Source organism: Rhizobium sullae (assembly GCF_025200715.1).
Classification (GTDB): Bacteria; Pseudomonadota; Alphaproteobacteria; order Rhizobiales; family Rhizobiaceae; genus Rhizobium; species Rhizobium sullae.
The window spans coordinates 2468368-2492784 of record NZ_CP104144.1 but is presented as its reverse complement, the minus strand read 5'-3'; the positions used below and the strand labels follow the sequence as shown (position 1 = coordinate 2492784).

Here is a 24417-nt window from a genome sequence, read left to right as displayed (position 1 = left end):
CATGAGAGGGGCTGTATATGGAACTGCGTCTTGGACTGCTCGCTGTTTTGCTGGCAACGGCAAGCCGCGCTGCACTGGCGCAAGATGCCACGGCGTTGGAGCGCATCGAAGTCAAGGCGGGGTCTTCGACATCGACGATCGGCACGGCTCCGGAAGAATATCCGGGCGGACAGGTGGCGCGTGGCGGTCGCGTTGGGTTGCTCGGCAACCGAGACTTCGTCGACACGCCGTTCAACATCACCAGCTACACCGCAGAGACGATCGAAAATCAAGGCGCCCAGACGGTGGCCGATGTTGTGGCCAATGATCCATCGGTGAGAAGCACCCATGCGTCAGGCGGCATGCTCGACTCCTTCTACGTCAGGGGCTTCCCGCTCAACGAGGGGAACTTCGGTGAAATCGCCTTCGATGGGGTATTTGGTGTCGCGCCGACTTACCGGCTGTTCACGGACTATGCAGAGCGTGTGGAGGTGCTCAAGGGGCCAACGGCGCTTCTTTATGGTATCTCGCCGAACAGCAGCGTCGGCGGCACCATCAATATCGTGCCGAAGCGCGCTTCAGACGTCGACTTGACACGGGTGACAACCGACTATGCTTCGGATCTCTACGGCGGAATCCATCTGGATCTCAGCCGCCGTTTCGGCGAGGAACGCCAGTTCGGCGCGCGCTTCAACGGCAGTTTTCATGGTGGTGACACGCCGATCGACAATCAGTCGCGCGACATTGCGGTCGGCGCTCTGGCGCTCGACTACGAGGGCGAAGATCTGAGGGCAACACTCGACATCATCGGCCAGCGCGAAGACTTCGACGCTCCGCAGCGTCCGTTCTTTCCGATGGCTGGAATCGAAATTCCAGACGCGCCAGATGGCCGCTCAAACGTTCAGGAACCGTGGGAGTGGTCGAAGAGCGAGGATCTGTCCTGGCTGGGGCGGGTCGAATACGATCTTAGCGACACCGTGACGGTGTTTGGTGCCGTTGGCGGCGGCAACTCGCGCGTCGAGCGCCTCTTCGGCACGCCAACCATTCTCAATTCCGCCGGCGACGTAAGCATCACGCCGCAGAATTTCATTTTCGATGTCGACCGGCTCACGGCCGAGACAGGCATAAGGGCTGAGTTCGACACGGAGGCCGTGGAACACGCTGTCACGTTCCAGGTCAGTGGTCTCCAGCAGACCCTCAATCGAGGCTCGAACTCGGGTACGGCTCAACTCACAAATCTCTTTGATCCGCTTCCCCGCCCCGAACAGGACGTGCCGCAACCGAGCCACGTGCCGAAAGTGTCGGAGAACAACTTCTACGGTTTTGCTCTCTCCGACACGATGTCAATGCTTGACGAGCGTGTGCAATTGACGCTGGGTGGGCGCTGGCAGCATATCGATACCGAAAACTTCAGCCCGGTCACGGGCGACGTCACCACCTCTTCCGATGAGAGCGCATTGACCCCACTGGTCGGGATCGTCGTCAAGCCATGGGAGAACGTCGCCCTCTACGCCAACTATGTCGAAGGCCTGAGCGTCGGCGATACCGCTCCCACGACAGCCGTCAATGCCGGCGAGACGCTCGCTCCCTATCGGTCCAAACAATACGAGATAGGCACCAAGGTCGACCTCGGACGAGTGGCAATCACGGTCAGCGCATTCCAGATCGAAAAACCCTTCGGTCAGCTTGAAACGCGCGGCAGTGACCTCGTCTTCGTCGAGGGCGGTGAGCAGCGCAACCGCGGTGTGGAGCTCAATATTTTTGGTGAAGTGACGCCTGACGTCCGGGTGCTTGGCGGCGTGACCTTCATCCATGGCGAGTTGACGAAAACGAACAGCCCAACGACCCAGGGGAATACCCCGATTGGCGTGCCGTCGGTGCAGGTCAACTTGGGAGCGGAGTGGGATACGCCCTTCATGCCCGGGCTGACGCTCTCCGGCAATGTCATCCACACGGACGAGCAGTTCGTCAACACGGCGAACACGCAGAAAATTCCCTCATGGACGCGCCTTGACCTCGGGGCCAGATATCACACCGAAATCAACCAAAAGCCCGTCACGTTCCGCGCCGAAGTCGAGAACGTCTTCGACCTCGATTACTGGTCCGGTGTTGCGAGCTTCGGCACGATCTCGCAGGGAGCACCGCTGACTGTGAAGGTCTCGATGACAACTGACTTCTAGTCGTGGGGCGGGTGCCGGATCGACGGACGAACCGCCTCAGCGATGTGCAGGAAAGCGCTGACCACAGGCCGGCACTTCTTCTGTTTTGCTCGGTTGACCGGACCCAATAAAAAAGAGCGATTTTAGCCAACCAGCGAATTGTCGCTAAGAGAAGCAATCTTCGTTTCAGCTCGCGTCGCGGATAAAGGAGAGGGAAGAGGAGGCTCTCCTTTATTCGAGCCTCGCCCGTTGCAAGCAAATTGCGTGGCGGAGTCCTGTTAATTCGCGCTGTCAGAAAGGCTGACGGCATAGCCCGGCCGATACGGGATGGGCAGGAAGCGGCGGTGATACTCCGCAAATGTCGCGTCCGGATCAAGGTCGGCAAACAGGTCCGGATGGAACCATTTCGCTAATTGCTGGACAGCAATGAATTCGTAGGGGCTGTTGTAGAACTGGTGCCAGATGCCATGGAAGTTCCGCGTCTTCTGCGCGGCGATGCCGGTATAGGCGCTACGAGTGGTGAACCATTCGAGCTTCTTGCGGGTCACCTTGGGATCGGCGCCCGGGCCAAGCGGGATCCACTTGCCCCCTGGCACATAGGCTTCCCAGTCGGCGCTCGTGACCACCACCTGCTCGGGATCGGCGGCGATCACCTGCTCAGGGTTCAGCTGTCCGAAGGTGGAGGGAAGCAAATCACTGCCGATATTATGCCCGCCGGCAAGTTCGACATATTTGCCGAAGTTTTCCGCACCGAATGACAGGCAGCAATCATCTGCATAGCCGCCGATCCGTTCGACGAACACTCTCGGGCGTTGCGGCTCGACGCGAGCAAGCACATCGGTGACGCGGGCCATGGCCTGATGGCGGAAAGCAATGATTTCTTCCGCGCGGTTCTCACGCCCCATGATCTTGCCAAGGAGGCGAATGGTCGGTTCGGTGTTCTTCAAAGGATAGTGACGAAAGTCGATATAGAGGACCGGAATCTTCAACTCCGCCAGCTTCTCGATATATTTGACGTCCTCGTTGGCACTCATCGCCTCGAGATTAAGCAAGACCACATCGGGCTTCTGGACGATCGTCGATTCAATATCGATCAGCCCGTTCTCCTTTCCCACGAAGGCTGGAAGCGTTGCCAGTCTGGGAAAGGCCTGGAGATATTGGGCATAGGTGGCTGGATCGGCCTCGATCAGATCATTGCGCCATGCAACGATGCGGGCCAATGGGTCTTCCGTCTCGAGCGAGGCGATGAGATAAAGCTGCCGCCCCTCTCCAAGGAGAATGCGCTTGACCGGCGCATTCACCGTCACCTGGCGGCCGGCAATGTCGGTGACGGTGATCGGGGCTTGCGCTGACGACTGTTCCTCGGCGAATGTCATCGCTGGGTCTAGCGCCATCAAGACAAGAGTGGCGATCATCGCACGCAACATTGAACGTTTCCTCCTCACGAAAATTCTCCTTAACCCGATGATCGACGTGATTTGAGCCATAAGCCAAGAGCTCCTAAAAAAGATAGGCCGTAAAGGCTTGCAACGAGGGGGAACGCGACTTCGAGACCGAACAATTGCGTGGCAACGACGCCAGCGATGATACCGGCGACGGAGGCAACCTGCTGGCAGGTCTGCGCGAGCCCCAGGACATCGGTCTGGGGAGAGAAGGCAGTATTCCATTCGGTCCGGCCTCGCGCTCGCTCTTTTACATCGCATTCATAATCTTGAGTCTTTAACTCAAGATTATTGTCGCTATAACCAGCCATGATTGTGGCGTCAATAGTGTCCTCAATGATCGATTGCTTCGAGCGTTGGGAAGTACCGACGGCGTTGATGGTTTTTCAACGTAGCGGCAATCCTGCATCCAAAACGAGACAGGTGCGCTCGTGGTGGTTGAGAAAAAAGAGAACTGAAGATGGTGCGAGGCTCCGATTTTCGGATCGGGTGAGCGATTGTCTGGAACAAGGAAGAATCTAACCGCGCTCGCGCCTGTGACGTGCCGCAAAACTGGTCGAAAGCTCGAGCATGTCACCCCGTAGCGGCGGACGGCATTGCCTACCATGGCCGCCACGACGATACCGAGCAATGCTTTGCGCTGCTTGAACGGGCAGTATTCGCCATGTCTCCGGTGGAGCGCCGAATCGATCTCGATGCGAACGGGCTCTGGCAGGTGGCGGACGTTTACAAGGTCGAATTGGCTCCCGACCGGACGCTCTATGCGGCCCGCCGCTGGTCACCGTCAAAAACCGGCTAGGTCAATTGGTAGGCTCGGCACGCAGTAGATGTTGGGGCGGTGGACGAAATCCGAACCGAGAAGCGTGAGCCATGATTGCCACCGGGCCTCGCCCCTTCTCCCTTGCCGCGGCGCGCCCTGTAGTTCGGCCTGACTGAGGGTTCCGGTCGAGCTCCTCAAAGAGATACGTCTGGGTCGACGGGCGTGTCTCAACGCATTTCCGGCCGCGATCAGATTGACTAAGGATCACATAGGTTCGGGGGTCGGGGAATCTCTCTCTCTCCGCGCCGTCAAGGCGCTTGACTCGAACTGCCGCTCGCTGTATTTAACCAATAAGATAATTAACTAATTGGTTTTCCGATGACCTCGCAGGATCGGCTTAGCCTCACCTTATCGGCTCTCGCCGACCCGACCAGGCGTGCGATCCTGGCTCGGCTCGCCCGCGGCAAGGCAACGGCGTCGGAACTGGCGGAGCCATTCGAGCTTTCCGGCGGTTTCCAAGCACCTCAAGGTGCTGGAGCGGGCAGGGCTGGTGGAGCAAGGTCGCAACGCACAGTTCCGTCCGCGCCGGCTCAAACCGGAGCCCCTGCGCGATGTCGCGGGCTGGCTCGAAACCTATCGCTGTCTCTGGGAGGAGCGGTTCGACCGCCTCGGCGCGTATCTGAAAGAAGTTCAGCATGGAGAAGAAAAATGAACGCACTGCCGAAAACCGAAGCCCGGCCCGAGCTCACCATACGCCGCACCTTCGACGCGCCACGATCGCTGGTCTTTAGAATGTGGACCGATGGCGAGCATCTCAAGCGCTGGTGCTGCCCGACCGGCTTCACCATCCCCTTTTCCGAAGGCGATATCAGGCCGGGCGGCACATTCCGCACCTGCATGCGCTCGCCGCGGGGCGAGGACAACTGGCTCGGCGGAACCTACACGGAAATCGTGCCCGACGAGAAGATTGTCTTCACCCATGCCTGGCAGAACGAAGCGGGCGAATCGGAACACGAGACGGTTGTAACCATCACTTTGGCCGATACCGATGACGGCAAGACGCGGCTCACGCTGCACCAAGCCTTCTTCCTCAGCGAAGCCTCGCGTGATGGCCATCTGGGAGGCTGGAACGAGACGCTCAACCAACTCGGAAGGTATCTCGAGCAATGAAACTCTATCTCACACCGGGCGCCTGCAGCCTGGCTGACCATATCGCGCTGACCGAGGCCGGCATTCAGGTCGAGACTGTCAAGGTCGATCTCAGCACGCGGCGCACCGAGCACGGCGAAGATTACACCGCAGTCAATCCGAAAGGCTATGTGCCGGCCCTTGTCTTCGACGACGGCGAGGTGCTGACTGAGAACGTCGCGATCATGGATTGGGTGGCTCGCGCCCGACGGCCCGCTTGGTCGGTCGCGCAACGTCGAAATGCTGGCCGTCCTCGCCACGGAAATCCATCGGCCATTCATGCGTTCGATGTTCTCACCGGCGGACGCCGAAAAGCAGGCTGCGCGCGAGGCGATCGCCGGGCGGCTGGCGCTGATGAGTCAGCGACTGAAGGATGAATACCTGTTCGGCGACGCCTTCAGTACCGCCGACGCGCTGTTTTATGTAATGGTTCGCTGGGCGCGCGATTCCGGACTGAAAATTCCGGATCGTCTCATCGCCTATGCCGAGCGAGTTGAGGCACGCCCGGCGGTGCAGCGGACGCTATGCGTCGAAGGGCTGGCTTAGCGAGCAATCAAACGCCCGACGAAAAGGGTTGAGAAGATCGCAATGATCATGACTCGCGAGCAGGGCAGGCCCATCATCACCGACAACTTCTCCTTAAGCGGAACTGGCAGAATTTCTTCTCCTCTTTGTCGAATCGCGGGCTCCAAGTTCGACTAACATAGAACGACACCATGGAGGAACCGGATGCGCTACCTTTGTCTCTTCTATATTGATCAAAACCTTGCTGACGCCGCCAGCAAGGAGGAATGGGCCGAGATCGACCGGGAGTCCTTGGCTTCCAATGACGAGCTCAAACGATCAGGCCACTATGTCGCCTCCAACGCCCTTGCCGATCCAAGGACCGCAAAGACATTGCGCGTTCGTGCCGGCAAGGCGAGTTGGACCGATGGGCCTTTCGCAGAGACTAAGGAGCATCTGGGAGGCTTCCTGCTCATTGAAGCGAAGAATCTTGCCGAGGCGATGGAGATCGCGGAGCGGGACTCACTCGCTCGGATGGGGGCGATCGAAGTGCGCGAGACCGCCGGTTTTTAGCTTCGAATGTGTTTGGCATAGCGTTTGACCCCCAACCCGACAGCATGCCAAATTCTGCAAGTCGAACAAGTGAGATATCCTGCCTCCACCAGGGTCAATGTTCTGCGCTGAAAGGGGTGAAGTTCCGTGCGTATTCACAGCCTAAATTGCTCTGATGGCAAGGGTCACAAGTCGCAGCGCGTCGGGTGCGGCACTTCGCAGGAGGACGAGTGGATGCACCTGACATGAGTACGACTCCTCGCCGCACTACCCCTGGCCTGCGCCAATTTCTGAATCTCGAGCAGCAGGGCGATTGGATAGAAGGCAAGACGAACTTGCGCGACGCCGACGAGCGCTCGGAGTCCCTGGAACAACGGTTCAAGTACGTCGCGCGGTTTCAAAAGCTGCTTCGCCGCCCGCAGGTACAAGAAGTTCTGGAGATTCTCAGATACTACGGCCAAAACTGCATCCCCCTCCCGCGCAAGACCGAGCGTCACTACTGGTCGGTTTCCTGTCTGCCGTCGACCTCCGACAAGCCGCTTGTCCGCGTTAATGCGAGCTGGATGGAGCTTTTCACGCTCTATGTGGACGGGGAGGGCATCCGTGCGAGATTCCTGGTGCATCTTTCGGATTTCACCACGGACTATTCACCGGTGCAGGACCATGTGGACGAACCCTTTCTCGAACACTGCGTCACGACGCCAGAAGACGTCGGCTATTTCTTCCCGCACGGCGAGGATATTTTCGGCATCAATGTGCGGGGCTCCGCCTCGATCCGCAAATTCCTCGCGACCGGCCGCGTGTTGCGCGGCATTCGGATTTTCAATCTGACGCACATGAACCGAGGTCGGAACGCCTACCATACGAGCCACTGCTACAGCCTGGCGGATCACATGCTGGAAGGTTGACAGGCTCTGCGATGCGCGCAGATCTTGAGCGAGGTCGACCTTTCCGCCGAGATCAAAAGGGCCGTCGCCGGTGCCGGGCTGGACCACATCTACGCCGGCGCTTCGGCGACGGAAGCGCGCTCGACGACTTCCGTTTGAAGAATGACACGCCGGGACTTGGCGCCCTCTCCGTTCAGCCGCTCGACAAGCAGCCTCGCAGCCGTTTCGCCTAGCTGATAGACGGGTTGCCGCACCACCGTCACAGGTGGAGAAGTAACCGAAGTCCAGTCTGCATCGTGGAACGAGACGAGCGACAGGTCGCTTGGAATTGCAAGGCCGATCGTCCGGCTTGCCTTGAAGACTTCAAGGCCGATCACGCTGTCCGAGGCGATGATCGCAGTCGGGCGTTCGCCCGCCTGCAACATGGCCGTGACGATGCGGCGTGTATCGTCCGGCGTGACCGCACCTACATGCACCCAGCGTTCCATATCCTTCAACCCTTCCTGCCGGCAGACGCCGAGAAAGCCTTCGATGCGCCGGCGCACCGATCCGGTATTGATGTCGGCCGGCGTGCGGAAGAGGTGGTCGGGGGTGTCGCAGGCAGTGAGATAGGCGATGCGGCGGTGGCCGAGCGAAAGCAACCGCCGTGTAACACCTTCGGCGGCGTATCTGTCATCGGCAATCACCGTGTCGACGTCGAGTGCCTCGCTGCCGCGGTCGAGCAGCGCGAGCGGTCGGCCGGAGCGGGCGGCCTCCTGCAGATGCTCGACATCGCTTTCTTTGGAGGGCGAAACGATCAGGCCGTCGACACGCTTGGCCAGAAGCGTGCGGACCGCCGCCTTCTCGGATGCAACGTCCTCGCCGGAATTGATGAGGATGACCGTGAACCCGGCCTGCCGGGCGACGTCGGTGATCCCGCGCACGGCGAGGCTAAAGAAAGGATTCTCGATGTCGCCCACCACCACGCCGATTGTGCCGGATCGGCCCGTCGTCATGCTGCGGGCAAGTTCGTTTGGCCGATAGTCGAGCGCGCGGGCGGCGGCGGTCACGGCATCGCGCACCCGGTCGCTGACGGTACCATATCCGCCTAGAACGCGCGCGGCGGTCGCCTTCGAGACGCCTGCTTTGAGCGCGACGTCGGCGACGGAGGGGGATCGGGGCGGCGGCTGGTCCATGAATGGTAGCCTTACAAGAGATATTGACGACTGGCAAATGCGAAGATAACAATTGACAAAAGCAAAGAGACCGGTCTCATCTCATAAGAGACCGGTCTCATAAACAAGAAGATGCTCTATTTCAACTCGTGATGTTATGGGCCGGAAAGACGGTTTTTGCCGTCGTCCGGCTACGGATCTGTACGTCTTGAAACGTCGCAAACGAAACCACCAGAGGAGACAAAAAATGAAAATTTCCGAAGTTGTCAGTTCCCCCTTCGTCATACTGCGCACCGCTCTCGTTGCGGCCGCTCTCGGCATAGCGGCAGGGGCGACGGCACCCGCCGTCGCCGAAGACAATCCCTATGGCCTGATCGACCCGATCGTCATCAGCGTCGGCACGATGGGCGACGCCAAGCCCTATGCCTTCACCACCTCCGACGGAAATTTCACGGGCTTCGACATTGAACTCTTCCTCAATGTGGCCGAGCGGATCGGTTTCAAGAAAGAGCAGGTGATCTTCACCGGCCAGGAGTTCTCCGCCCTCATGCCCTCGGTCGCCAACAGCCGATTCGACATTGCTGCGGCCGCAATCGGGACGACGGAGAAGCGCAAGGAGACGGTCGATTTCTCCGACGGATATCTGGCAGGTTATCTCACTGTGCTTACGCCGGACCCTGGCATCACCGACGCTGCCGGCCTCAAGGGCAAGCGGCTCGGTGTCGTGCAGGGCACGCTCCAGGAAATCTATGCCGAGAAGAACTTCACCGACGCCGATCTCGTCAAATTCCCGGACAACAACTCTGCCGTTGCAGCGCTCAACAACGGCAGCATAGACGCGCATTTTCTCGATTATGAGGCGGCGAAGGACTATTCAGGCCGTTATCCGGAGCTGAAGGTGGCGGTCAATATTCCAAGCTTCGATGCGCCGGCCGGATTCGTCGTGCGCAAAGGCAACGATGCGCTGCGCGACGCATTGAACAAGGGCCTTGGCGCCGCCATGCAAGACGGCACGTGGAAAACGCTGCATGAAAAGTGGTTCCCCGGCACGCCTATGCCGGCCGCATACCTTCCCAAGCCTTGATTTCGCCTTCCGGTCCGGCGGCTGCCCGTCGGACCGGCTTCTCGTTTAAGGGACCGCCTGATGAACTGGCTTGAAAACCTGCGCCGCAGCTTCCTTGACTGGAACGCCATGGCCGAAGTGCTGCCGACAATGATTACAGTCGGTCTCAAAAACACGCTGATCCTTGCGGCAGCCTCGACGGTGCTTGGCGTCGTCATCGGCATGGTGCTCGCCATCATGGGCATTTCCCGTTCGCCTTGGCTGCGCATCCCCGCTCGTATCTATACGGACGCCTTTCGCGGCTTGCCGGCCATCGTCACCATTCTCCTAATCGGTCAAGGTTTTGCGCGGCTTGGCCGGGAGCTCTTCGGTCCGTCGCCCTATCCGCTCGGCATTCTCGCGCTCAGCCTAATCGCCGGGGCCTACATCGGCGAAATCTTCCGCTCAGGCATCCAGAGCGTCGAGCGCGGCCAGATGGAAGCCTGCCGGGCGCTCAGCATGAGCTATGGGCAGGGCATGCGGCTCATCGTCGTGCCGCAGGGCGTGCGACGCGTGCTGCCGGCGCTGGTCAATCAGTTCATCGGCAACGTCAAGGATTCGAGCCTCGTCTATTTCCTCGGCCTGCTCGCCTCCGAACGCGAGATTTTCCGCGTCGGCCAGGATCAGGCCGTTGTAACGGGCAATCTGTCGCCACTGCTTTTGGCAGGCGTCTTCTACCTCGTTGTCACCGTGCCGCTCACCCATGTTGTCAATGCCATCGACAGCCGCTTGCGGTTCGGCAAGCAGCGCCCGGCGATCGTCACGAGCGGGCTGGAGGAAGTTAGCGAACTCGCCGGTGCCAATCGGAGTGCTCTCGCGGCGGATCAAGCCTCGTTCAGGGGTGGCAGTCTCGATGTGCGTAGCCTTGGTATGGCCTATGGCGAATTGGAAGTGCTTAAGGGCGTCGATCTTTCGGTAAAGGCGGGCAGCGTCACCTGCATCATCGGCCCCTCCGGGTCCGGTAAGTCGACGCTGCTGCGCTGCCTCAACCGTCTCGTCGAGCCGAGGCGCGGAGACATCCTTCTCGATGGCGACAGCATTCTCGCTATGAAGCCGGAAAAGCTGCGCCGCCGTGTTGGCATGGTCTTCCAGCATTTCAACCTTTTCCCGGATCACACAGCGCTCGAGAACGTCATGCTGTCGCTGACGAAAATCAAGGGCCTGCCGACGGCCGAAGCCGAGCGCATCGCCAAGGCGCGGCTCGCCGATGTCGGGCTCTCCGGCCGCCAGCATCACCGACCGGGTGGTCTTTCCGGCGGCCAGCAGCAGCGTGTCGCCGTCGCCCGCGCGCTCGCCATGGAGCCGGAGGTCATTCTGTTCGACGAGGTGACGAGCGCCCTCGACCCTGAACTGGTCAAGGGGGTGCTGGACCTGATGGCCGACCTCGGCAATCGCGGCATGACCATGGTGGTCGTCACGCACGAAATGGGCTTCGCCCGGCGCGTCGCCGATCAGGTCGTGTTCATGGACGAGGGACGCGTCATGGAAGCCGGCACGCCTGACGCGATCTTCGACAATCCCCAGAGCCCACGCCTGCAACGCTTTCTTGCCGAAGTTCTGTGACCCCGACCAAGGAGACCACAATGACACAAATGATACGATGGGGTGTGCTTGGCTGCGCCGGGATCGCGATCAAGGCGGTCATCCCCGCGATCCAGTCCAGCCGGTCCGGACGGGTCACGGCGATCGCCTCGCGCGACCCGAAGAGGGCGGAGGAAACAGCCGCGGCGTTCGGCATTGCCAAGGCGTATGGCAGCTACGAAACGCTGCTTGCCGACGCCGACATCGACGCGATTTATAACCCGCTACCCAATCACCTGGATGTGCCGCTGACGATCAAGGCGTTGGAACAGGGAAAGCCAGTACTGTGCGAAAAGCCGATCGCCCTGAGTGCCGGCGAGGCGATGACACTGGCGGCCGCGCAGAAGGCCGCAAACCTGCCGGTCGCCGAAGCCTTCATTGCGCGCCACCATCCGCAGTGGAAGAAGGCGCAGGCGCTGGTCGCCGAAGGCTGGATCGGCGAGGCTCGAGTCATCCAGACGATCTTCTCCTACTATCTCGACGATCCGCGGAACGTGCGAAACCAGGCTAATATCGGCGGTGGCGGGACTGTTCGACGTCGGATGCTACGCCGTCAACACGGCGCGCTTCCTGTTCAATGCCGAACCCTTGCGGGCGATCGCGCTGATGGAACGCGACCGCGCCTTCGGTACGGACCGCCTCGCGAGCGGACTGCTCGAGCTTCCCGAGGGCCGGCAGCTCGCCTTCACCTGCTCGACGCAGCTCACCCTTTCTTCTCAGGGCTGGACGACGCAATTGCCAACATGAAAGCGATCGACGCCCTGTTCCGCTCGGCGACGACCGGCCGCTGGGAAGCGCCCTGAGCCATTCCTTCCACCACCCTGATTGTTCCACGAATTGAAAGACAAGCGACCATGACAGACAACATCGTCACCTCGGCGGTCATCATCGGCGGCGGTATTTTCGGCGTTTCCACCGGTCTGCAGCTCGCCCGGCGCGGCATTGGCGTGACCATCGTCAATGACGGTCCCCCGGCCAACGGCGCGTCTGGGCGCTCGCTCTCCTGGCTGAATTCGGCGCGCATGCGTTCCGAAGCCTATCATCGGCTGCGCATGGCGGGCATCGATCGGTACCGAACCCTTTCGGCACGCTTTCCCAATGCGAACTGGCTTCGCTTCGAGGGTGGCCTGACCTGGGATGCCGACGACGAAAGCAACGGAGTCGACGCCGCTTACCGCCATGAAGTCTCGCTGGGCTACGACACCCGGCATCTTGCCGCAGAGGATATCGCGGCAGCAACGCCCGGCGTCGATGCGCGTGCAATCACACCGCAGGGGGCGATCTTCAATCCGGGCGAGGGCTGGGTCGACCTGCCGACCCTGATCGGCCTACTTCTGGAGGAATTTGCCGCCCTCGGTGGTAGACTTGTCACCGACCAGGGCGCAGCAAGGGTCGTGATCGAAGGCGGCCGGGCCGTCGGCGCCGAGACCGCGACCGGCAGCCGCTTCCTCGCGGATGCCATCGTGCTTGCCACCGGCCCAGCGGTGCCGAGGATGGCGGGGGAAGCGGGTCAAGCGATCGGCGACGGAACGCCGGTTGCGTTGCTGGTGCAGACCAGGCCGCTCGCTCATTCCCTACGCGCTGTGCTGAACACCCCGCGCGTAGCCATCCGCCCCGCGCCGGGCAACACCTTCTCGCTGGATGCCGACTGGGCGGCGGACGAGGGTGTGACGATACGCAAGGACGGTAGTCATGAGATCGACGAGGCGGTCGTTGAGGCACTGCTTGCCGAGGCGTCGAAGGTTATGGAGGGCAATCCGAGGCTCGAAATTGCCTCCATCGGCGTTGGAGGCAAGCCCATACCGGGCGATGGCGAACCGGTGGTAGGCGCCATCAAGGCTATCCCCGGCTACTACGTCGCCTTCAGCCACAGCGGCGCGACGCTCGGCCTCATCGTGGGCGAGCTTCTCGCCTACGAGATCGCGACGAGTAGGCAACATCCGATGCTCGCTACCTTCCGCCCCGAGCGCTTCCTGTCGCAGTAACGCTGGAGGGGAATCAGGAAATGGGAATTTTTCGCCTGCCAGAAAGACTCATCCAGGACTCGTCATTGATGACCTTTCCAAGCTATGCACGATCTTAGAGAAGGCTGGCTTCCCAACCGTTTCGGATCAGCCACTGGAAGGGTGCTTGCGAAGGTCTGTGAACGACCCTTTTGGCAAATCGCATGGAACTTATGCAGATCGTCCATGCCTAGTCCGAGTTTTCAGACAATCTGCAGGGAATTGCGAGACACAAAATTACGAGACCTTTGCGCGAAAACTGGTAGAGGTCGAGGCCATTCCTTTTCAGCGTACACGGCTCATGACATACTCCATCAGTTTTCGCGAACGCATTGCCCTCTATGCCCTTCTGACCTCGCTGACGTCCCTCAGCATCGACGCGCTCCTGCCAGGGTTGCGCCAGATCGGAGAGGAGGTCGCTGTCGCACCGCCGCTATCCACGCAGCACATCATATCGCTCTTCATCTTCGGCATGGCGTTCGGGGAAATGCTCCTGGGGCCATTATCGGATACGATGGGGCGCAAGAAAGCGCTCATGCTCGGCCTCGGCGTTTATGCGGTTGGAACCATCATTGCCATGTTTGCCGGATCGCTCGAAATGGTGATCCTTGGCCGATTCCTTCAGGGCGTAGGTGTGTCTGGCCCAAAGATCGCAACGCGCGCGATGATCCGCGATCAATTCGAGGGTGACGCGATGGCGCGCGTCATGTCTTTCATGTTCACGCTCTTCATTGTCGTCCCGATGCTGGCCCCCGCCTTGGCACAGGGTGTGATCTCCCTTGCCGGGTGGCGCAGCGTCTTCGGCATTTATCTCGTGATCGCTGTACTGCTCGGCCTGTGGCTGGCTATGCGACACCCGGAAACCCTACCAGCTGACAGACGTATTGCTTTCCGGCCGAAACTTCTGTTCAGGAATGGCCGACGCATCCTGTCGAAGCGCCGCGTCACCTTACTGATCATCTCCACCGGGATCGTGTTCGGGGCGCAGCTCCTCTATCTCAGCACGGCGGCCGACTTGTTTTTTGACACCTACGGGATCAAGGAAACGTTCCCATTTTATTTCGCAGTCTTGGCGACAGGCATAGGACTTGCCTCGTTTCTCAATGGGAAATTCGTGCAGCGGTTCGGCATGGAAGCCATGGCGCGTGCCGCCTTCATCGGATTGGCATCGGTCGGCCTTCAAATGCTGTTCGCGTCGATTTTATGGGACGGTAGCCTGCCTCTTGTCGCCCTGATGATGTTCGGGTTCTGGGCCTTCTTTGCCATAGGGATACTATTCGGCAATCTCAATGCCATGGCGATGCGCTCTCTCGGCGAGGTTGCGGGCCTGGGCGCATCGTTGATCGCGTCGGGATCGAGCCTCATTGCCACCCTATTCGCTATCGGAATAGGTAGCTTCTATGACGGTACGACCATGATTTTGGCAGTAGGTTTTTCTATCGCCGGCGTCAGCTCGCTAATTCTGGTGGAACTGGCGCTACAAGGTGACGCCGCGCCAGTCGAAGCGGCTCGATAAGCAAACCTCGCCCGGCCAGTTATCTGTCGCCGAAGATCCGCGTGTTCGTCGATTTCATGGCCAATAACTATTCGCCAGTTAGCGTTAGCGGGTGCACAGTTCCTTCAGCGGCAACTGTCAGGTGAGTAAGCATCTGAATATACACGGAAGTTTGACCCTTTCGGCGCAGGACATTGACCCTGGCGGAGGCAGGATATCTCATTTGTTTGGCATCTGCTTGCGGCGCATCGCCCTTCTGGCCTGCGGTCAGTGTGAAGCGACCGGGCAGCCGAGACCACCGCACAGCCATGTGGATCTTCGTGCTCAGGCCGCTGCGAGAACGGCCAAGGCCCTGATCTTCAGCCCCTTTTTTCACCGCGGCGTGCGGATGGGCGCGGATGATGGTGGAATAGACGATCAGGTATCTGATTCAGCCGTGAGAGCCCCAAGAGTCCACACCTCCAGCCTCGACCCGGGACACTCGGAGAAAAGGCCGCGTTGGAAAACGGGTCGTTTTCACTCTATAGATCGGTTTGCATAATTCCTGCGATCCGACTTGGTAGATGAATGCGACTTCTCCGTTGAATCCACACGTCTGTTTGTTCAACAGGGAGTGTGCCGGAAACGCGAACTTTGTGCTCGCCTCGATGACGAAGAACGAGTCTGCGGTTCCTATCCGTTCAAGGCGAAGGCGCTTGAGCGCCCTTGGCCGAGGTTGCCCAACGACGTCGTGGCCGGCCTTCTAACGGCACTGCCTCGTGTCTCCGCACCATTCGTTGTGCTACGATCCTGCCTGCCGCGTTATGCCTTTCCGTTGACGATGTTCACGCCAATCCGATCCGCCAACCCGAGTAGCACCGAGTAGATATCAAGGTCCGAAACGACGTCAATTGGATCACGCTGCGGGACGAGATCCTTCGCCGGTACCCTATCCCCGAACAACATGAGAGCTTGAGCACGATCGTCTTGGCGCGATATCCAGCATAAGCCCTCGATATCGGGACATTGAGTATGGATCGCCTCCGCCCAGGCACGCGTGTTTGGATAGCAATCCTTTTCTGTGTCGATCAGCTGGTTGCGCTGGATACCAAGCTTTCGCAAGGCGGTTGAACTTAGGTCCGCCAGCGCGAAGTCGCGTTGCGGAGCGACTTGCGAGTAGACCTGTCCGGTCAGCTTGTGCCTATCATAGGTCTTCAGGCCGGCCGCAAAAGGCACGTCGTGAAAGACCGTTTCCATTGCGGCGCAGTCGAACGTTGTGCCTCCGTAGAGTGTTGGTACGCTCGCCCCCGTCGCATCCTTTATCGGGCTGAAGCGCGCATTCCCTCTCACACCTGGATTGAACTGTGCACCCCGGTACAGGTTCAGATGAATTCGATGAATGATCTGGCCCTTCGGCCAGATCATTACTTTCACGAATTTCGACAGGTCATCTGGCGGGGCGGGGAAATCTCCGGTTGATGCCGGAACCGGTCTATCTCCTAGTCGGGCTTTCGGTTTACCCATGGAGGGCGCCAACCAACTCATCTTCAGCGGCTGCAACAACACGATCGGGCTGGTGCGCCAGCATGTCCTGTGGCCGCCTGCCACCTAGGAAGCTGTTTACCGACGCGAACCAGTATGCGAGACCCCAGTCGTCCTTTTTCTCCCCGAAAACCCTCAGGACTTTGGCGAGTGTCTTGATCGGGCGATAGCCAGTTCCCGGATCCAACGCATACCCCGGAAAGTAATCGATACCGCGATGCCTGACAGCAAAGATCAGGCCATCCTTCTTCCATTTATTGGGTTGGGCACTTGGATTGGTTGTGCTGAAGCCCGCGACTTCCGCGATCTGAGCAGCCGTCAGCCAATCTCCGCTTTCAAGCACGGCCTTTCTCGCGTCCGCTGTCATGCGAGCTTCAACGAGCATATGCTGAGGCGGTGGCACCTGGGGCACCAAGGCCTCGATTATTGATTGGATAGTTTCACGCTGACGACGCTCCAGAATGGTGCGAACAAGCGGCGCAATGCTAGCAACCGTCTCGGCCAGGGCCCTGACTGCGGGTCCACTTCCATGCTCGAGCGTTAATGCGATTACTTGCTCTGCAACAAGCCCATCAAGCTGGTCGCCGACCTGCTTGGGCGTTCCTGTGAGCGTCGCGAAGCCGGACAGCTCAATTGACTCGTGGGCAAGCGCCATGATTTCGCTCCGATTTAAATGATCATGGTTATGTATATAGCACGATAACCGAAATCATCAAGGACGTGTCGCAACGGCTGCGATTCTACTCAAGACTATGGATATGAACTGGTCCCAAATGGGGCGGACGCCCGTTGGTTCCCTGGCTACGGGTGACGATATGAGACGGTCCATCAAAAGTTCGTCTGACCCCATCAACCGACGCGTCGTGCTACGGAAAATCACAACACCGAGTGACTTGAAATTTCAGGTATGCGCGGTGGAATTCCGAAATTCCGAGCACGTATATGGACCTCTCGAAGATCAAGACGCTGATCGACTTTGTCGGACGATCGAACATTAACGAGCTGACCGTGACGGAGAAGGATGTGACGGTTCGGATCTTCCAGGGTCAGGAGGCTGCTTCCGGGCCCAGGCAAAAGGCGGGATCGACGATGAGCCTTGCCCAGGATGCCGGCTCCGACACGCCTTCGAGACCTGAGAAAGCGTCCTATGCGGTGAAGGCGCCCGTCTTCGGCGTTCTGCACCGCACCCCTGCGCCTGGGGAGCCGCCATTCGTCGCGATCGGTGACGAGGTGGAGGAGGGGCAGACCCTTTTCATTATCGAGGCAATGAAGGTCTTCAACAAGATCGCCGCGCCGCGGTCAGGGCGCATCACGCATCTCACCGAAATCGACGACGGCGAGGTCGAGACCGGCGACCTGCTCGCGGAGATTGCCTGATGTCGGAGACGCCTCAACAATCCGCAACCGGCCGCTTCGACACCGTTCTGATCGCCAACCGCGGCGAGATAGCAGCTCGGATTCAGCGCGCCTGTCGCGAGCTCGGCCTCAAGACGGTCGCCATCTGTTCCGAGGCGGATAGGGAAGCGCCTTACGGCAGCACCGCAGACAGCTTTCTGTGCATCGGCCCGTCGAGTGCTGCCAAGAGCTATCTCAATCAGGATGCCATCCTTCTGGCTGCGCGCCTGTCCGATGCCGGCGCCATCCATCCGGGTTACGGTTTTCTATCGGAAAACGCCGCCTTCGCCGACGCCGTCGAAGAGGCCGGATTGGTCTTCATTGGTCCGACCGCTTCATCGATTGCAATCATGGGCGACAAGATCTCGGCAAAGCGGGCGATGATGGCGGCCGGCGTCCCCTGCGTTTCCGGTCCGGATACCGCGTTGCCTGATGACCCCGTCTCGGTCGAGCGCATAGCGCTCGAGATCGGATATCCAGTCATCATCAAGGCAGCCGGCGGCGGTGGTGGACGCGGCATGCGCGTCGTGCCAAGGGGGGATTTGCTCCATGAAGCAGTTGCGCTGACGCGGGAAGAGGCCCGCAAGGCCTTCGGCTCACCTTCGCTCTACATGGAGAAATTCCTCCAGCATCCGCGTCACATCGAGATACAGGTTATTTGCGACGATCACGGCAATGCCGTGTGGCTGGGACACCGGGATTGCTCGATGCAGCGCCGCCATCAGAAAGTGGTGGAGGAGGCGCCGGCGGCGGGAATCGCGCCCGACATCATCCAGTCGGTCGGCATGGCTTGCGTGCAGGCCTGCCTTCAGATCGGCTACCGGGGCGTCGGAACTTTCGAATTCCTGTATCAGGACGGCGCTTTCTATTTCATCGAGATGAACACGCGGCTTCAGGTCGAACATCCCGTCACCGAGATGACGAGCGGTTTTGATATCGTCCAGGCGCAGATAAAGGCGGCTCAGGGTCATGTTCTGGACCTCACCCAAGGCGATGTGACATGCGAGGGCCATTCCTTCGAATGCCGCATCAACGCCGAGGATCCGGAAACCTTCCTGCCGTCGGCGGGTATCGTCACCTATCTGGCTTTGCCTGCGGGGCCGGGCATCCGCGTCGATACGCATATTCATGCCGGCTACAAGGTTTCGCCCTACTACGATTCTCTGATCGCCAAGCTGATCGTCCATGCGCCGACGCGGGCGGAAGCGATGGCAAGAATGCGCGAAGCGCTTGTCGGCACGGACGTCGAGGGAATTTCGACCAATATCCCCTTCCTGCGCGCTCTGTTCGAGGACGGCGCATTCGCGCGCGGTGAGACGGATATCCACTATCTCGAACAATGGCTGAAGCTGCGGAGGGCGGCATGAGCTCGATCGATTTCAGCGATCCGGCGACCATCGCATTCCTCACCGACGCGTTGACGGCCGCTGGCGTGGACGGTCTGGAAATCTCCCGGCCGGGCGGACAGCTACGCATCGTTGTCGCCGGAAATGGCGGCGCCCGGATCAGCTCGGCAGAAGCGACACCACACGCTCCCGGCTCCGCATCGGCCGTCGTGAAGGCACCGATGGCGGGCCGCTTCTGTGTCGAGCACCCGGCCGCCTCCGCCGAGCCCCAAAATCTGCCGCGCTCCGTATCAGATGCGGATATCGTCGGCTTCGTCGGGGTAGGACATATCCTTCTTCCCCTTCGCGCCGGCCGTTCCGGTGTTTTGACCAGGCTGCTCGCCGAGCCCGGCGCACTGGTCGGCTTCGGCGATCCTCTGGTCGAAATCGAGCTCCCATCATGATCGCCACGACGAGCAGAGACGCATCGCAACGCGAGATCGTTCCAGCCACCAGAAGCCGGGCGCGGGTTTCCTCGATCGGTGCCAGAGCCTTCCTGCTCGAGGCGCCCGGCGACTTCGATCTCATCGCGCAGCGGCGGATCTGGGCCCTGTCCCAGACCGTGAACGGCTGGGCGGACCTTGCGGAAAACATCCCGGGCATGACCAATCTGCTGCTGATCTTCAAGGAGACGCCCGAAGATCCCGATGCGGTAGTCGCCCGGCTGCTGGAGGCATGGGAAAATGCGCGCAGCATCGATCTCAAGGGCAAGACCATTGAGATCCCCGTCTATTATGGCGGCGAATATGCGACGGATCTTCCGGCCCTTTGCGATCGCTCCAGGCTCAGTGATCACGAAGTCGTCCGCATCCATCATGAAGCGACCTACAGGGTCTTCGCCTTGGGCAGCGCTCCCGGTTTCGGTTATCTGCATGGTCTCGATCCGCGCATCTACATGCCGCGAAAGCCCGTGCCCTCGCTGAAGATGCCGAAGGGCTGCGTGACCATCGGCGGCATGCAAACCGGCGTCGCCATGCTTACAGGCCCCAACGGTTGGAATTCCATAGGCTTCGCGGCACTGGAGATGTTCGACCCCACGTCGCCGAGCCCCGCCATGATGGCGCCGGGAGATACGGTGCGGTTCCTGCCAGCAAGGATCGAGCTATGATCGAGATCGTCGAAACCGGCCCATTCAACACGGTGCAGGATCTTGGACGTCCCGGCTATCGCGATATCGGCGTATCGGCCAGCGGCGCGATGGATCCGCTTGCGGTCCGGATCGGCAACATTCTCGTCGGCAATGACGAAAATGCGGCAGCGATAGAGGTGCAGACCTTCCCGCTCAGCCTGCGTTTCGAGCGGCGCATCGTCTTTGCCGTTACCGGCGCCGACGGCAATCCTCACCTGGACGGGACGGAACTGATTTCCTGGTGCGCCTACATCGCGGAACCCGGGCAGGTTCTCGAACTGAAGCAGCCTCCGCGGCTTGCGCGCTCCTATATTTCGGTCGGAGGAGGGCTTGATATTCCCGTTGTCATGGGCTCGCGAAGCACGTCTCTGCGCGGCAGTTTCGGGGGCAATTCCGGCCGGTCTCTGGCGAAGGGCGATCGGATCGCGATCGGCGAGGACGCGGAGATCGTCATGCTGCCGGCCCCCGGCCTGGCCGTCGTCGCACCCGCCGTGGCACTGCGCAAGGTCTTCCCGGCGCCCGTCGATGGCGCATTGCCGATCCGTGCCCTGCCTGCCGGCGAGCACGATCTTTTCGCAGGCGATGGCGAAGCTTTCTGGAGACAGACCTGGAGGATTTCCTCCCGAAGCGACCGGACAGGCTACCGGTTGTCAGGCGAACCAATCAAGCCGACGGCGTCTGTCGAGATGCGCTCCCATGGCGTCGTGCCCGGCGTGATCCAGGTTCCGCCCGGCGGCGAACCGATCGTGCAGATGAGCGATGCGAACACCGCCGGCGGATATCCGAAGATCGCCGGCGTGATCGAATGCGACCTATGGCGGCTCGGGCAAGCCCGCATAGGCGCCCGCCTGAGGTTCGTTCGGTCGACGCATTCAGAGGCGCGTGCGGTGGAACAGGCTGTCGCCCGCTATGTCGACGACGTCAGGCAAACATCCCGGATGGTCAAGCGCGCCCTGAAGGCAATGAAGTGACGCGTGTCGCCGAAAGCGTGAAGCGGTCTTGAGATGACGACCTGCACGAAAACACAGACATACCGGCCGCCAAAAGGAAGAACTGATGAAGATCGATCTGAATTCCGACATGGGCGAAGGATTTGGCCCCTACCGGCTGTGCGATGACGAAGCGATGATGAAACTTGTCTCGTCGGCCAACATCGCCTGCGGGTTCCACGGCGGCGACCCTGAGACGATGGGGCGCATGGTCCGGCTTGCGAAACTGAACGGCGTCGGCATCGGCGCGCATCCGGGCTTGCCCGACCGGCTGGGGTTCGGCCGGCGCGAAATACCGTCTCAGGCGGACGAGCTTCGCCAGCAGATGCTCTATCAGCTCGGCGCCCTGATGGCGATCGCCAGAAGCGAGCGTGTCGCCGTCTCCCATATCAGCTTCCATGCGGCCATGGGCAATATGGTCAACCGCGATCCTGTCCTTGCCGACCTGATGATGGATGCGATCGCCACCGTGGACGCCGGCCTCGTCGTCTTCGTCACACCGGGCAGCGAGATCCAACAGGCGGCCAGACGCGCGCGGTTGAAGACGCTGGCGCTTTTCCTTGCGGACCGGGCCTATGACGCCGGCGGCAGGCTTGTCGCGCGCGGGCTCGCTGGCGCCGTCATCAAAGACGAAGCCTCGGTTCGCGCGCGCGTCCGACGGTTCCTCCTCGAAGGAACCGTCGAGACGATCGATGGAGCCGTGATCGCGATGCCGGCCCGCTCCATTCTCGTACACAGCGACACACCCGGCGCCCTGGAGCTTGCCGGCATCGTGCGCGGCGAGATCGAAGCCACGGGCGCCACGCTCGCTCCTGCCGCCGAACTCGCCGACTGACGCGATCCTGATCGCCTGCGGGCGGTCTCTCTTTCCAATCTCTCATCGAAGGACCATCTTGATGTCCGCCATAGCCGACCGCCTGAAAAATGTCTCCATATCTGCATCCGCCGCCATGACCCAGCGCGCCAGGGAACTGGCCGCCAATGGGATCAAAGTCGTCAGCCTCTCGTCCGGCGAGCCGGATTTTCCCACCCCGGCGCACGCGATCGAGGCGGCTCATGCGGCAGCTCTTGCGGGCGATACGAAATATCCTCCGATGGACGGTACGCCGGCGCTCAAGTCCGCCATCATCAGGAAGTTCAAACGGGACAACAATCTCGACTACGATGCCAGCCAGATCGTCGTGTCGGGCGGCGGCAAGCAGGTGATCTTCAATGCCATGCTGGCAACCTGCAATCCAGGCGACGAGGTCGTCATTCCCACGCCCTCCTGGGTCAGTTATGCGGATATCGTCAAATTCGCTGGCGGCGTCCCAGTCGCCGTTCCTTGCCACGAGGAGACCGGCTTCAAGCTGCGTCCGGAGGATCTGGAGGTGGCGATCACGCCGCGCACCAAATGGCTCTTCCTAAATTTCCCGAACAATCCCACCGGCGCCGCCTGCTCCCGGGCGGAAATGGCTGCGATCGCCAAGGTCATGCTGCGTCATCCGCATGTCTGGATCATGACCGACGATATCTACGAACACCTGGTCTATGACGACTTCCAGTTCTGCACGATCGCGGAAGTCGAGCCCAGGCTCTATGAGCGCGTCCTGACGATGAATGGCGTTTCCAAGGCTTACGCGATGACAGGCTGGCGGCTCGGCTTTTGCGCCGGGCCGAAAGACCTGATCTCCGCCGTCAGCAACGTCAACGGACAGAATGGTGGCGGCATCGCGACGCTGACGCAGGCTGCGGCGATCGCTGCCCTGGATGGGCCTCAGGATCTCTTGAAGGAGCGAGCCGCGATCTACAAGGAAAGACGCGACTTCGTCCTCGACAAATTGTCGGAAGTGGACGGTCTGCGCTGCCATAGGCCCGAAGGCGCCTTTTACATCTATCCCAACATTTCCGGTTTGATCGGCAAGACCAGCAAGGGCGGGCGAAAGATCGAAACCGATGTTGATTTTGTCATGGCGCTCGTGGAGGAGCATCATGTCGCGACCGTGCAGGGAGCAGCTTACGGAATGAGCCCCTTCTTTCGCATTTCCTACGCTACCAGCATGGAGCAGCTCGGCGAAGGATGCGCGCGAATAGCCCAGTTCTGCAGGGATATGCGCTGATCGGCAACGCGTTTCAGCTTTTCAGCCGCGCTGTCAGCTCGAGAAGGATGTCCCGGACGGCAAGGGCAGGTTCCGACAAGGGGTTCTGGTCGGAAACGCAAAGCGACAGGGTCTCTTCGATCCGCGGCGAGACGAGCCGGCGGATCAGCGGCTCGCTCGATTCCAATACGATGCGATCGGCGATGGCTTTCGGCATGATCGTCGCACCGAGACCGCTTCCGACCGCGCGGGCGAGGGTGCGGACGATTTCGACTTCCGCCACGACTTTCAGGTTGGTGCGGGTGCGCGTGAAGGCGGTATCGACCGCGCGACGGACGAAATTATAGGTTGGCGGCAACAGCAGCGGTATTCCGTCGAGAGCATTGACCGGAACGGGTTTCACATCCGCTTCGATCGCAAAGTCCCGATGCGCGACAAGGAAAAACTCTTCGCTCAGGATCGGTTCGAACCGGACGCCCTTGATTGGTCCGGTTCCATGGAGAAGCGCCATCTCCAGCCGGCCATTCATGATCATCTGGCTATAGGTCTGGCCGACGCTTTCAGTCAGGTGCAGTAGGATACCGGGATGTCGTTTCCGGGTCTCCGCCAGGAGGTCGACCGACAGCGTGGCGGCACTGCTGAAGGGCACGAGCCCAACGGACACGCGCCCGGCAAGCGAATTGCCGGCTGCCGATGCATCCGCCTGCGCCTGCTCCATCTGCCGAAGGATAATCTGCGCATGGCGATAAACTGCTTGTCCCGCATCAGTCATGCTGACGCCTTGCTGGCTGCGGATCAGCAGCTTGTGGCCGAAATGCTCCTCCAGTGCTGCAAGTTGCTGACTGAGAGCCGGCTGGGCGATATGCAAAAGGTCCGCCGCTCGCGTGATGCTGCCGCTATCGACGATCACGATGAAAGATTTGAGGCGTCTAATATCCATGAGGATCGGGGTACCGTTCTGATCTGCGCGGCTGGCATGTTTGCAGACGCGCATTGCTTTTGCAACGCGACGCAGTCGCCAGCCTCCGGGGGACTGCCTGAGGCCACGGACGCCGCGAGACGATGCCGCCACTATTCTTCAGCAGCTGGTCTAGGCTCCATAACCGTTGCTTAT

The 24417-nt window shown here is 60.4% G+C and carries 22 protein-coding genes and 5 pseudogenes; 20 read left to right on the top strand and 7 right to left on the bottom strand.

The window, feature by feature from the left end:
* The first annotated feature begins 17 nt into the window (after positions 1–17).
* Positions 18–2159: a TonB-dependent receptor gene (locus tag N2599_RS32840; protein WP_027513512.1), complete on the top strand. Its 2142-nt coding sequence runs from the start codon at positions 18–20 to the stop codon at positions 2157–2159.
* Between the two features lie 257 nt (positions 2160–2416).
* Here N2599_RS32840 and N2599_RS32835 read toward each other — a convergent pair whose 3' ends face one another.
* Entirely contained in the window at positions 2417–3565 is a 1149-nt protein-coding gene (locus tag N2599_RS32835; protein ID WP_037144007.1) for an ABC transporter substrate-binding protein, read from the bottom strand.
* A 29-nt stretch (positions 3566–3594) separates the two neighbouring features.
* Positions 3595–3783 (bottom strand): annotated as a pseudogene (locus N2599_RS37730) (MFS transporter); the annotation flags it as partial.
* A 338-nt stretch (positions 3784–4121) separates the two neighbouring features.
* Between N2599_RS37730 and N2599_RS32825 the strand changes: the two are divergent.
* From N2599_RS32825 to N2599_RS38025, 7 genes and pseudogenes are all read left to right on the top strand, one after another.
* Complete coding sequence (locus N2599_RS32825) at positions 4122–4379, top strand: hypothetical protein (RefSeq protein ID WP_027513510.1); 258 nt, start codon at positions 4122–4124, stop codon at positions 4377–4379.
* A 339-nt stretch (positions 4380–4718) separates the two neighbouring features.
* Positions 4719–5052 (top strand): annotated as a pseudogene (locus N2599_RS32820) (ArsR/SmtB family transcription factor).
* The gene (locus N2599_RS32815; RefSeq protein WP_027513509.1) at positions 5049–5510 is read left to right on the top strand and encodes an SRPBCC family protein; all 462 of its coding nucleotides are present in this window, start codon (positions 5049–5051) and stop codon (positions 5508–5510) included. Before N2599_RS32820 ends, N2599_RS32815 begins: the two are co-directional and overlap by 4 nt.
* A pseudogene (locus tag N2599_RS32810) lies at positions 5507–6074 on the top strand (glutathione S-transferase N-terminal domain-containing protein). The gene N2599_RS32815 and the pseudogene N2599_RS32810 overlap by 4 nt, the downstream one beginning before the upstream one ends.
* Before the next feature lie 183 nt (positions 6075–6257).
* Positions 6258–6605, top strand: a complete 348-nt coding sequence (locus N2599_RS32805; protein WP_027513508.1) for a YciI family protein — start codon at positions 6258–6260, stop codon at positions 6603–6605.
* 224 nt (positions 6606–6829) lie between these two features.
* Positions 6830–7492 carry a hypothetical protein gene (locus N2599_RS32800; protein WP_027513507.1) on the top strand — a complete coding sequence of 221 codons (663 nt, stop codon included), beginning with the start codon at positions 6830–6832 and terminating at the stop codon, positions 7490–7492.
* 9 nt (positions 7493–7501) lie between these two features.
* Positions 7502–7591 (top strand): annotated as a pseudogene (locus N2599_RS38025) (LysR family transcriptional regulator); the annotation flags it as partial.
* Here the strand turns inward: N2599_RS38025 and N2599_RS32795 are convergent.
* The gene (locus N2599_RS32795; RefSeq protein ID WP_027513506.1) at positions 7582–8646 is read right to left on the bottom strand and encodes a LacI family DNA-binding transcriptional regulator; all 1065 of its coding nucleotides are present in this window, start codon (positions 8644–8646) and stop codon (positions 7582–7584) included. The pseudogene N2599_RS38025 and the gene N2599_RS32795 overlap by 10 nt on opposite strands.
* A gap of 226 nt (positions 8647–8872) precedes the next feature.
* Between N2599_RS32795 and N2599_RS32790 the strand changes: the two genes are divergently transcribed.
* The 5 genes from N2599_RS32790 (at position 8873) to N2599_RS32765 (ending at position 14827) form a co-directional block, all read left to right on the top strand.
* Complete coding sequence (locus tag N2599_RS32790) at positions 8873–9709, top strand: ABC transporter substrate-binding protein (protein WP_027513505.1); 837 nt, start codon at positions 8873–8875, stop codon at positions 9707–9709.
* A 60-nt stretch (positions 9710–9769) separates the two neighbouring features.
* On the top strand, positions 9770–11290 hold the full coding sequence (locus N2599_RS37725) for an amino acid ABC transporter permease/ATP-binding protein (RefSeq protein ID WP_027513504.1): 1521 nt from the start codon (positions 9770–9772) through the stop codon (positions 11288–11290).
* 20 nt (positions 11291–11310) lie between these two features.
* Entirely contained in the window at positions 11311–12111 is an 801-nt protein-coding gene (locus tag N2599_RS38155; protein WP_425338265.1) for a Gfo/Idh/MocA family protein, read from the top strand.
* Between the two features lie 51 nt (positions 12112–12162).
* Positions 12163–13293, top strand: coding sequence for an NAD(P)/FAD-dependent oxidoreductase (locus N2599_RS32770; protein ID WP_027513503.1), 1131 nt, complete (start codon positions 12163–12165; stop codon positions 13291–13293).
* Between the two features lie 319 nt (positions 13294–13612).
* Positions 13613–14827, top strand: a complete 1215-nt coding sequence (locus N2599_RS32765; RefSeq protein ID WP_027513502.1) for a multidrug effflux MFS transporter — start codon at positions 13613–13615, stop codon at positions 14825–14827.
* Positions 14828–15014: 187 nt separating this feature from the next.
* Here N2599_RS32765 and N2599_RS32760 read toward each other — a convergent pair.
* The 3 genes and pseudogenes from N2599_RS32760 to N2599_RS32750 all read right to left on the bottom strand — a co-directional run.
* Positions 15015–15230, bottom strand: a pseudogene (locus N2599_RS32760) (IS5/IS1182 family transposase); the annotation flags it as partial.
* A gap of 377 nt (positions 15231–15607) precedes the next feature.
* Positions 15608–16309: an RES family NAD+ phosphorylase gene (locus tag N2599_RS32755; protein WP_027513501.1), complete on the bottom strand. Its 702-nt coding sequence runs from the start codon at positions 16307–16309 to the stop codon at positions 15608–15610.
* The gene (locus N2599_RS32750) at positions 16302–16982 is read right to left on the bottom strand and encodes a hypothetical protein (RefSeq protein ID WP_027513500.1); all 681 of its coding nucleotides are present in this window, start codon (positions 16980–16982) and stop codon (positions 16302–16304) included. The genes N2599_RS32755 and N2599_RS32750 overlap by 8 nt, the downstream gene beginning before the upstream one ends.
* 287 nt (positions 16983–17269) lie before the next feature.
* Here N2599_RS32750 and N2599_RS32745 point away from each other — a divergent pair, with 287 nt between their 5' ends.
* The 7 genes from N2599_RS32745 to N2599_RS32715 all read left to right on the top strand — a co-directional run bounded on the left by N2599_RS32745 (position 17270) and on the right by N2599_RS32715 (position 23324).
* Positions 17270–17704: an acetyl-CoA carboxylase biotin carboxyl carrier protein gene (locus tag N2599_RS32745; RefSeq protein WP_027513499.1), complete on the top strand. Its 435-nt coding sequence runs from the start codon at positions 17270–17272 to the stop codon at positions 17702–17704.
* Complete coding sequence (locus tag N2599_RS32740) at positions 17704–19089, top strand: acetyl-CoA carboxylase biotin carboxylase subunit (protein WP_027513498.1); 1386 nt, start codon at positions 17704–17706, stop codon at positions 19087–19089. The genes N2599_RS32745 and N2599_RS32740 overlap by 1 nt, the downstream gene beginning before the upstream one ends.
* Positions 19086–19511: an acetyl-CoA carboxylase biotin carboxyl carrier protein gene (locus N2599_RS32735; protein ID WP_027513497.1), complete on the top strand. Its 426-nt coding sequence runs from the start codon at positions 19086–19088 to the stop codon at positions 19509–19511. Before N2599_RS32740 ends, N2599_RS32735 begins: the two co-directional genes overlap by 4 nt.
* Positions 19508–20215, top strand: a complete 708-nt coding sequence (gene pxpB, locus N2599_RS32730) for a 5-oxoprolinase subunit PxpB (RefSeq protein ID WP_027513496.1) — start codon at positions 19508–19510, stop codon at positions 20213–20215. Before N2599_RS32735 ends, pxpB begins: the two co-directional genes overlap by 4 nt.
* Positions 20212–21207 (top strand): 5-oxoprolinase subunit C family protein, encoded by a 996-nt coding sequence (locus tag N2599_RS32725; RefSeq protein WP_027513495.1) that lies wholly within the window; start codon positions 20212–20214, stop codon positions 21205–21207. The genes pxpB and N2599_RS32725 overlap by 4 nt, the downstream gene beginning before the upstream one ends.
* An 85-nt stretch (positions 21208–21292) precedes the next feature.
* Complete coding sequence (locus N2599_RS32720) at positions 21293–22060, top strand: 5-oxoprolinase subunit PxpA (RefSeq protein WP_027513494.1); 768 nt, start codon at positions 21293–21295, stop codon at positions 22058–22060.
* Between the two features lie 61 nt (positions 22061–22121).
* Positions 22122–23324: a pyridoxal phosphate-dependent aminotransferase gene (locus N2599_RS32715; protein WP_027513493.1), complete on the top strand. Its 1203-nt coding sequence runs from the start codon at positions 22122–22124 to the stop codon at positions 23322–23324.
* Between the two features lie 13 nt (positions 23325–23337).
* Here the strand turns inward: N2599_RS32715 and nac are convergent, their stop codons facing one another.
* Positions 23338–24297 carry a nitrogen assimilation transcriptional regulator NAC gene (nac, locus tag N2599_RS32710; RefSeq protein WP_027513492.1) on the bottom strand — a complete coding sequence of 320 codons (960 nt, stop codon included), beginning with the start codon at positions 24295–24297 and terminating at the stop codon, positions 23338–23340.
* Positions 24298–24417 lie beyond the last annotated feature (120 nt).

Excerpts from the sequence above, each read along its gene's own strand:
- N2599_RS32815 (WP_027513509.1), top strand. The coding sequence starts at position 5,049 with ATGAACGCACTGCCGAAAACCGAAGCCCGGCCCGAGCTCACCATACGC.
- N2599_RS32790 (WP_027513505.1), top strand. The coding sequence starts at position 8,873 with ATGAAAATTTCCGAAGTTGTCAGTTCCCCCTTCGTCATACTGCGCACC.
- pxpB (WP_027513496.1), top strand. The coding sequence starts at position 19,508 with ATGATCGCCACGACGAGCAGAGACGCATCGCAACGCGAGATCGTTCCA.
- N2599_RS32720 (WP_027513494.1), top strand. The coding sequence starts at position 21,293 with ATGAAGATCGATCTGAATTCCGACATGGGCGAAGGATTTGGCCCCTAC.
- N2599_RS32755 (WP_027513501.1), bottom strand. The coding sequence starts at position 16,309 with ATGGGTAAACCGAAAGCCCGACTAGGAGATAGACCGGTTCCGGCATCA.
- N2599_RS32765 (WP_027513502.1), top strand. The coding sequence starts at position 13,613 with ATGACATACTCCATCAGTTTTCGCGAACGCATTGCCCTCTATGCCCTT.
- N2599_RS38155 (WP_425338265.1), top strand. The coding sequence starts at position 11,311 with ATGACACAAATGATACGATGGGGTGTGCTTGGCTGCGCCGGGATCGCG.
- N2599_RS37725 (WP_027513504.1), top strand. The coding sequence starts at position 9,770 with ATGAACTGGCTTGAAAACCTGCGCCGCAGCTTCCTTGACTGGAACGCC.
- N2599_RS32835 (WP_037144007.1), bottom strand. The coding sequence starts at position 3,565 with ATGTTGCGTGCGATGATCGCCACTCTTGTCTTGATGGCGCTAGACCCA.
- N2599_RS32805 (WP_027513508.1), top strand. The coding sequence starts at position 6,258 with ATGCGCTACCTTTGTCTCTTCTATATTGATCAAAACCTTGCTGACGCC.
- N2599_RS32795 (WP_027513506.1), bottom strand. The coding sequence starts at position 8,646 with ATGGACCAGCCGCCGCCCCGATCCCCCTCCGTCGCCGACGTCGCGCTC.
- N2599_RS32800 (WP_027513507.1), top strand. The coding sequence starts at position 6,830 with ATGAGTACGACTCCTCGCCGCACTACCCCTGGCCTGCGCCAATTTCTG.
- N2599_RS32745 (WP_027513499.1), top strand. The coding sequence starts at position 17,270 with ATGGACCTCTCGAAGATCAAGACGCTGATCGACTTTGTCGGACGATCG.
- N2599_RS32840 (WP_027513512.1), top strand. The coding sequence starts at position 18 with ATGGAACTGCGTCTTGGACTGCTCGCTGTTTTGCTGGCAACGGCAAGC.
- N2599_RS32735 (WP_027513497.1), top strand. The coding sequence starts at position 19,086 with ATGAGCTCGATCGATTTCAGCGATCCGGCGACCATCGCATTCCTCACC.
- N2599_RS32725 (WP_027513495.1), top strand. The coding sequence starts at position 20,212 with ATGATCGAGATCGTCGAAACCGGCCCATTCAACACGGTGCAGGATCTT.
- N2599_RS32770 (WP_027513503.1), top strand. The coding sequence starts at position 12,163 with ATGACAGACAACATCGTCACCTCGGCGGTCATCATCGGCGGCGGTATT.
- N2599_RS32715 (WP_027513493.1), top strand. The coding sequence starts at position 22,122 with ATGTCCGCCATAGCCGACCGCCTGAAAAATGTCTCCATATCTGCATCC.
- N2599_RS32740 (WP_027513498.1), top strand. The coding sequence starts at position 17,704 with ATGTCGGAGACGCCTCAACAATCCGCAACCGGCCGCTTCGACACCGTT.
- N2599_RS32750 (WP_027513500.1), bottom strand. The coding sequence starts at position 16,982 with ATGGCGCTTGCCCACGAGTCAATTGAGCTGTCCGGCTTCGCGACGCTC.
- nac (WP_027513492.1), bottom strand. The coding sequence starts at position 24,297 with ATGCGCGTCTGCAAACATGCCAGCCGCGCAGATCAGAACGGTACCCCG.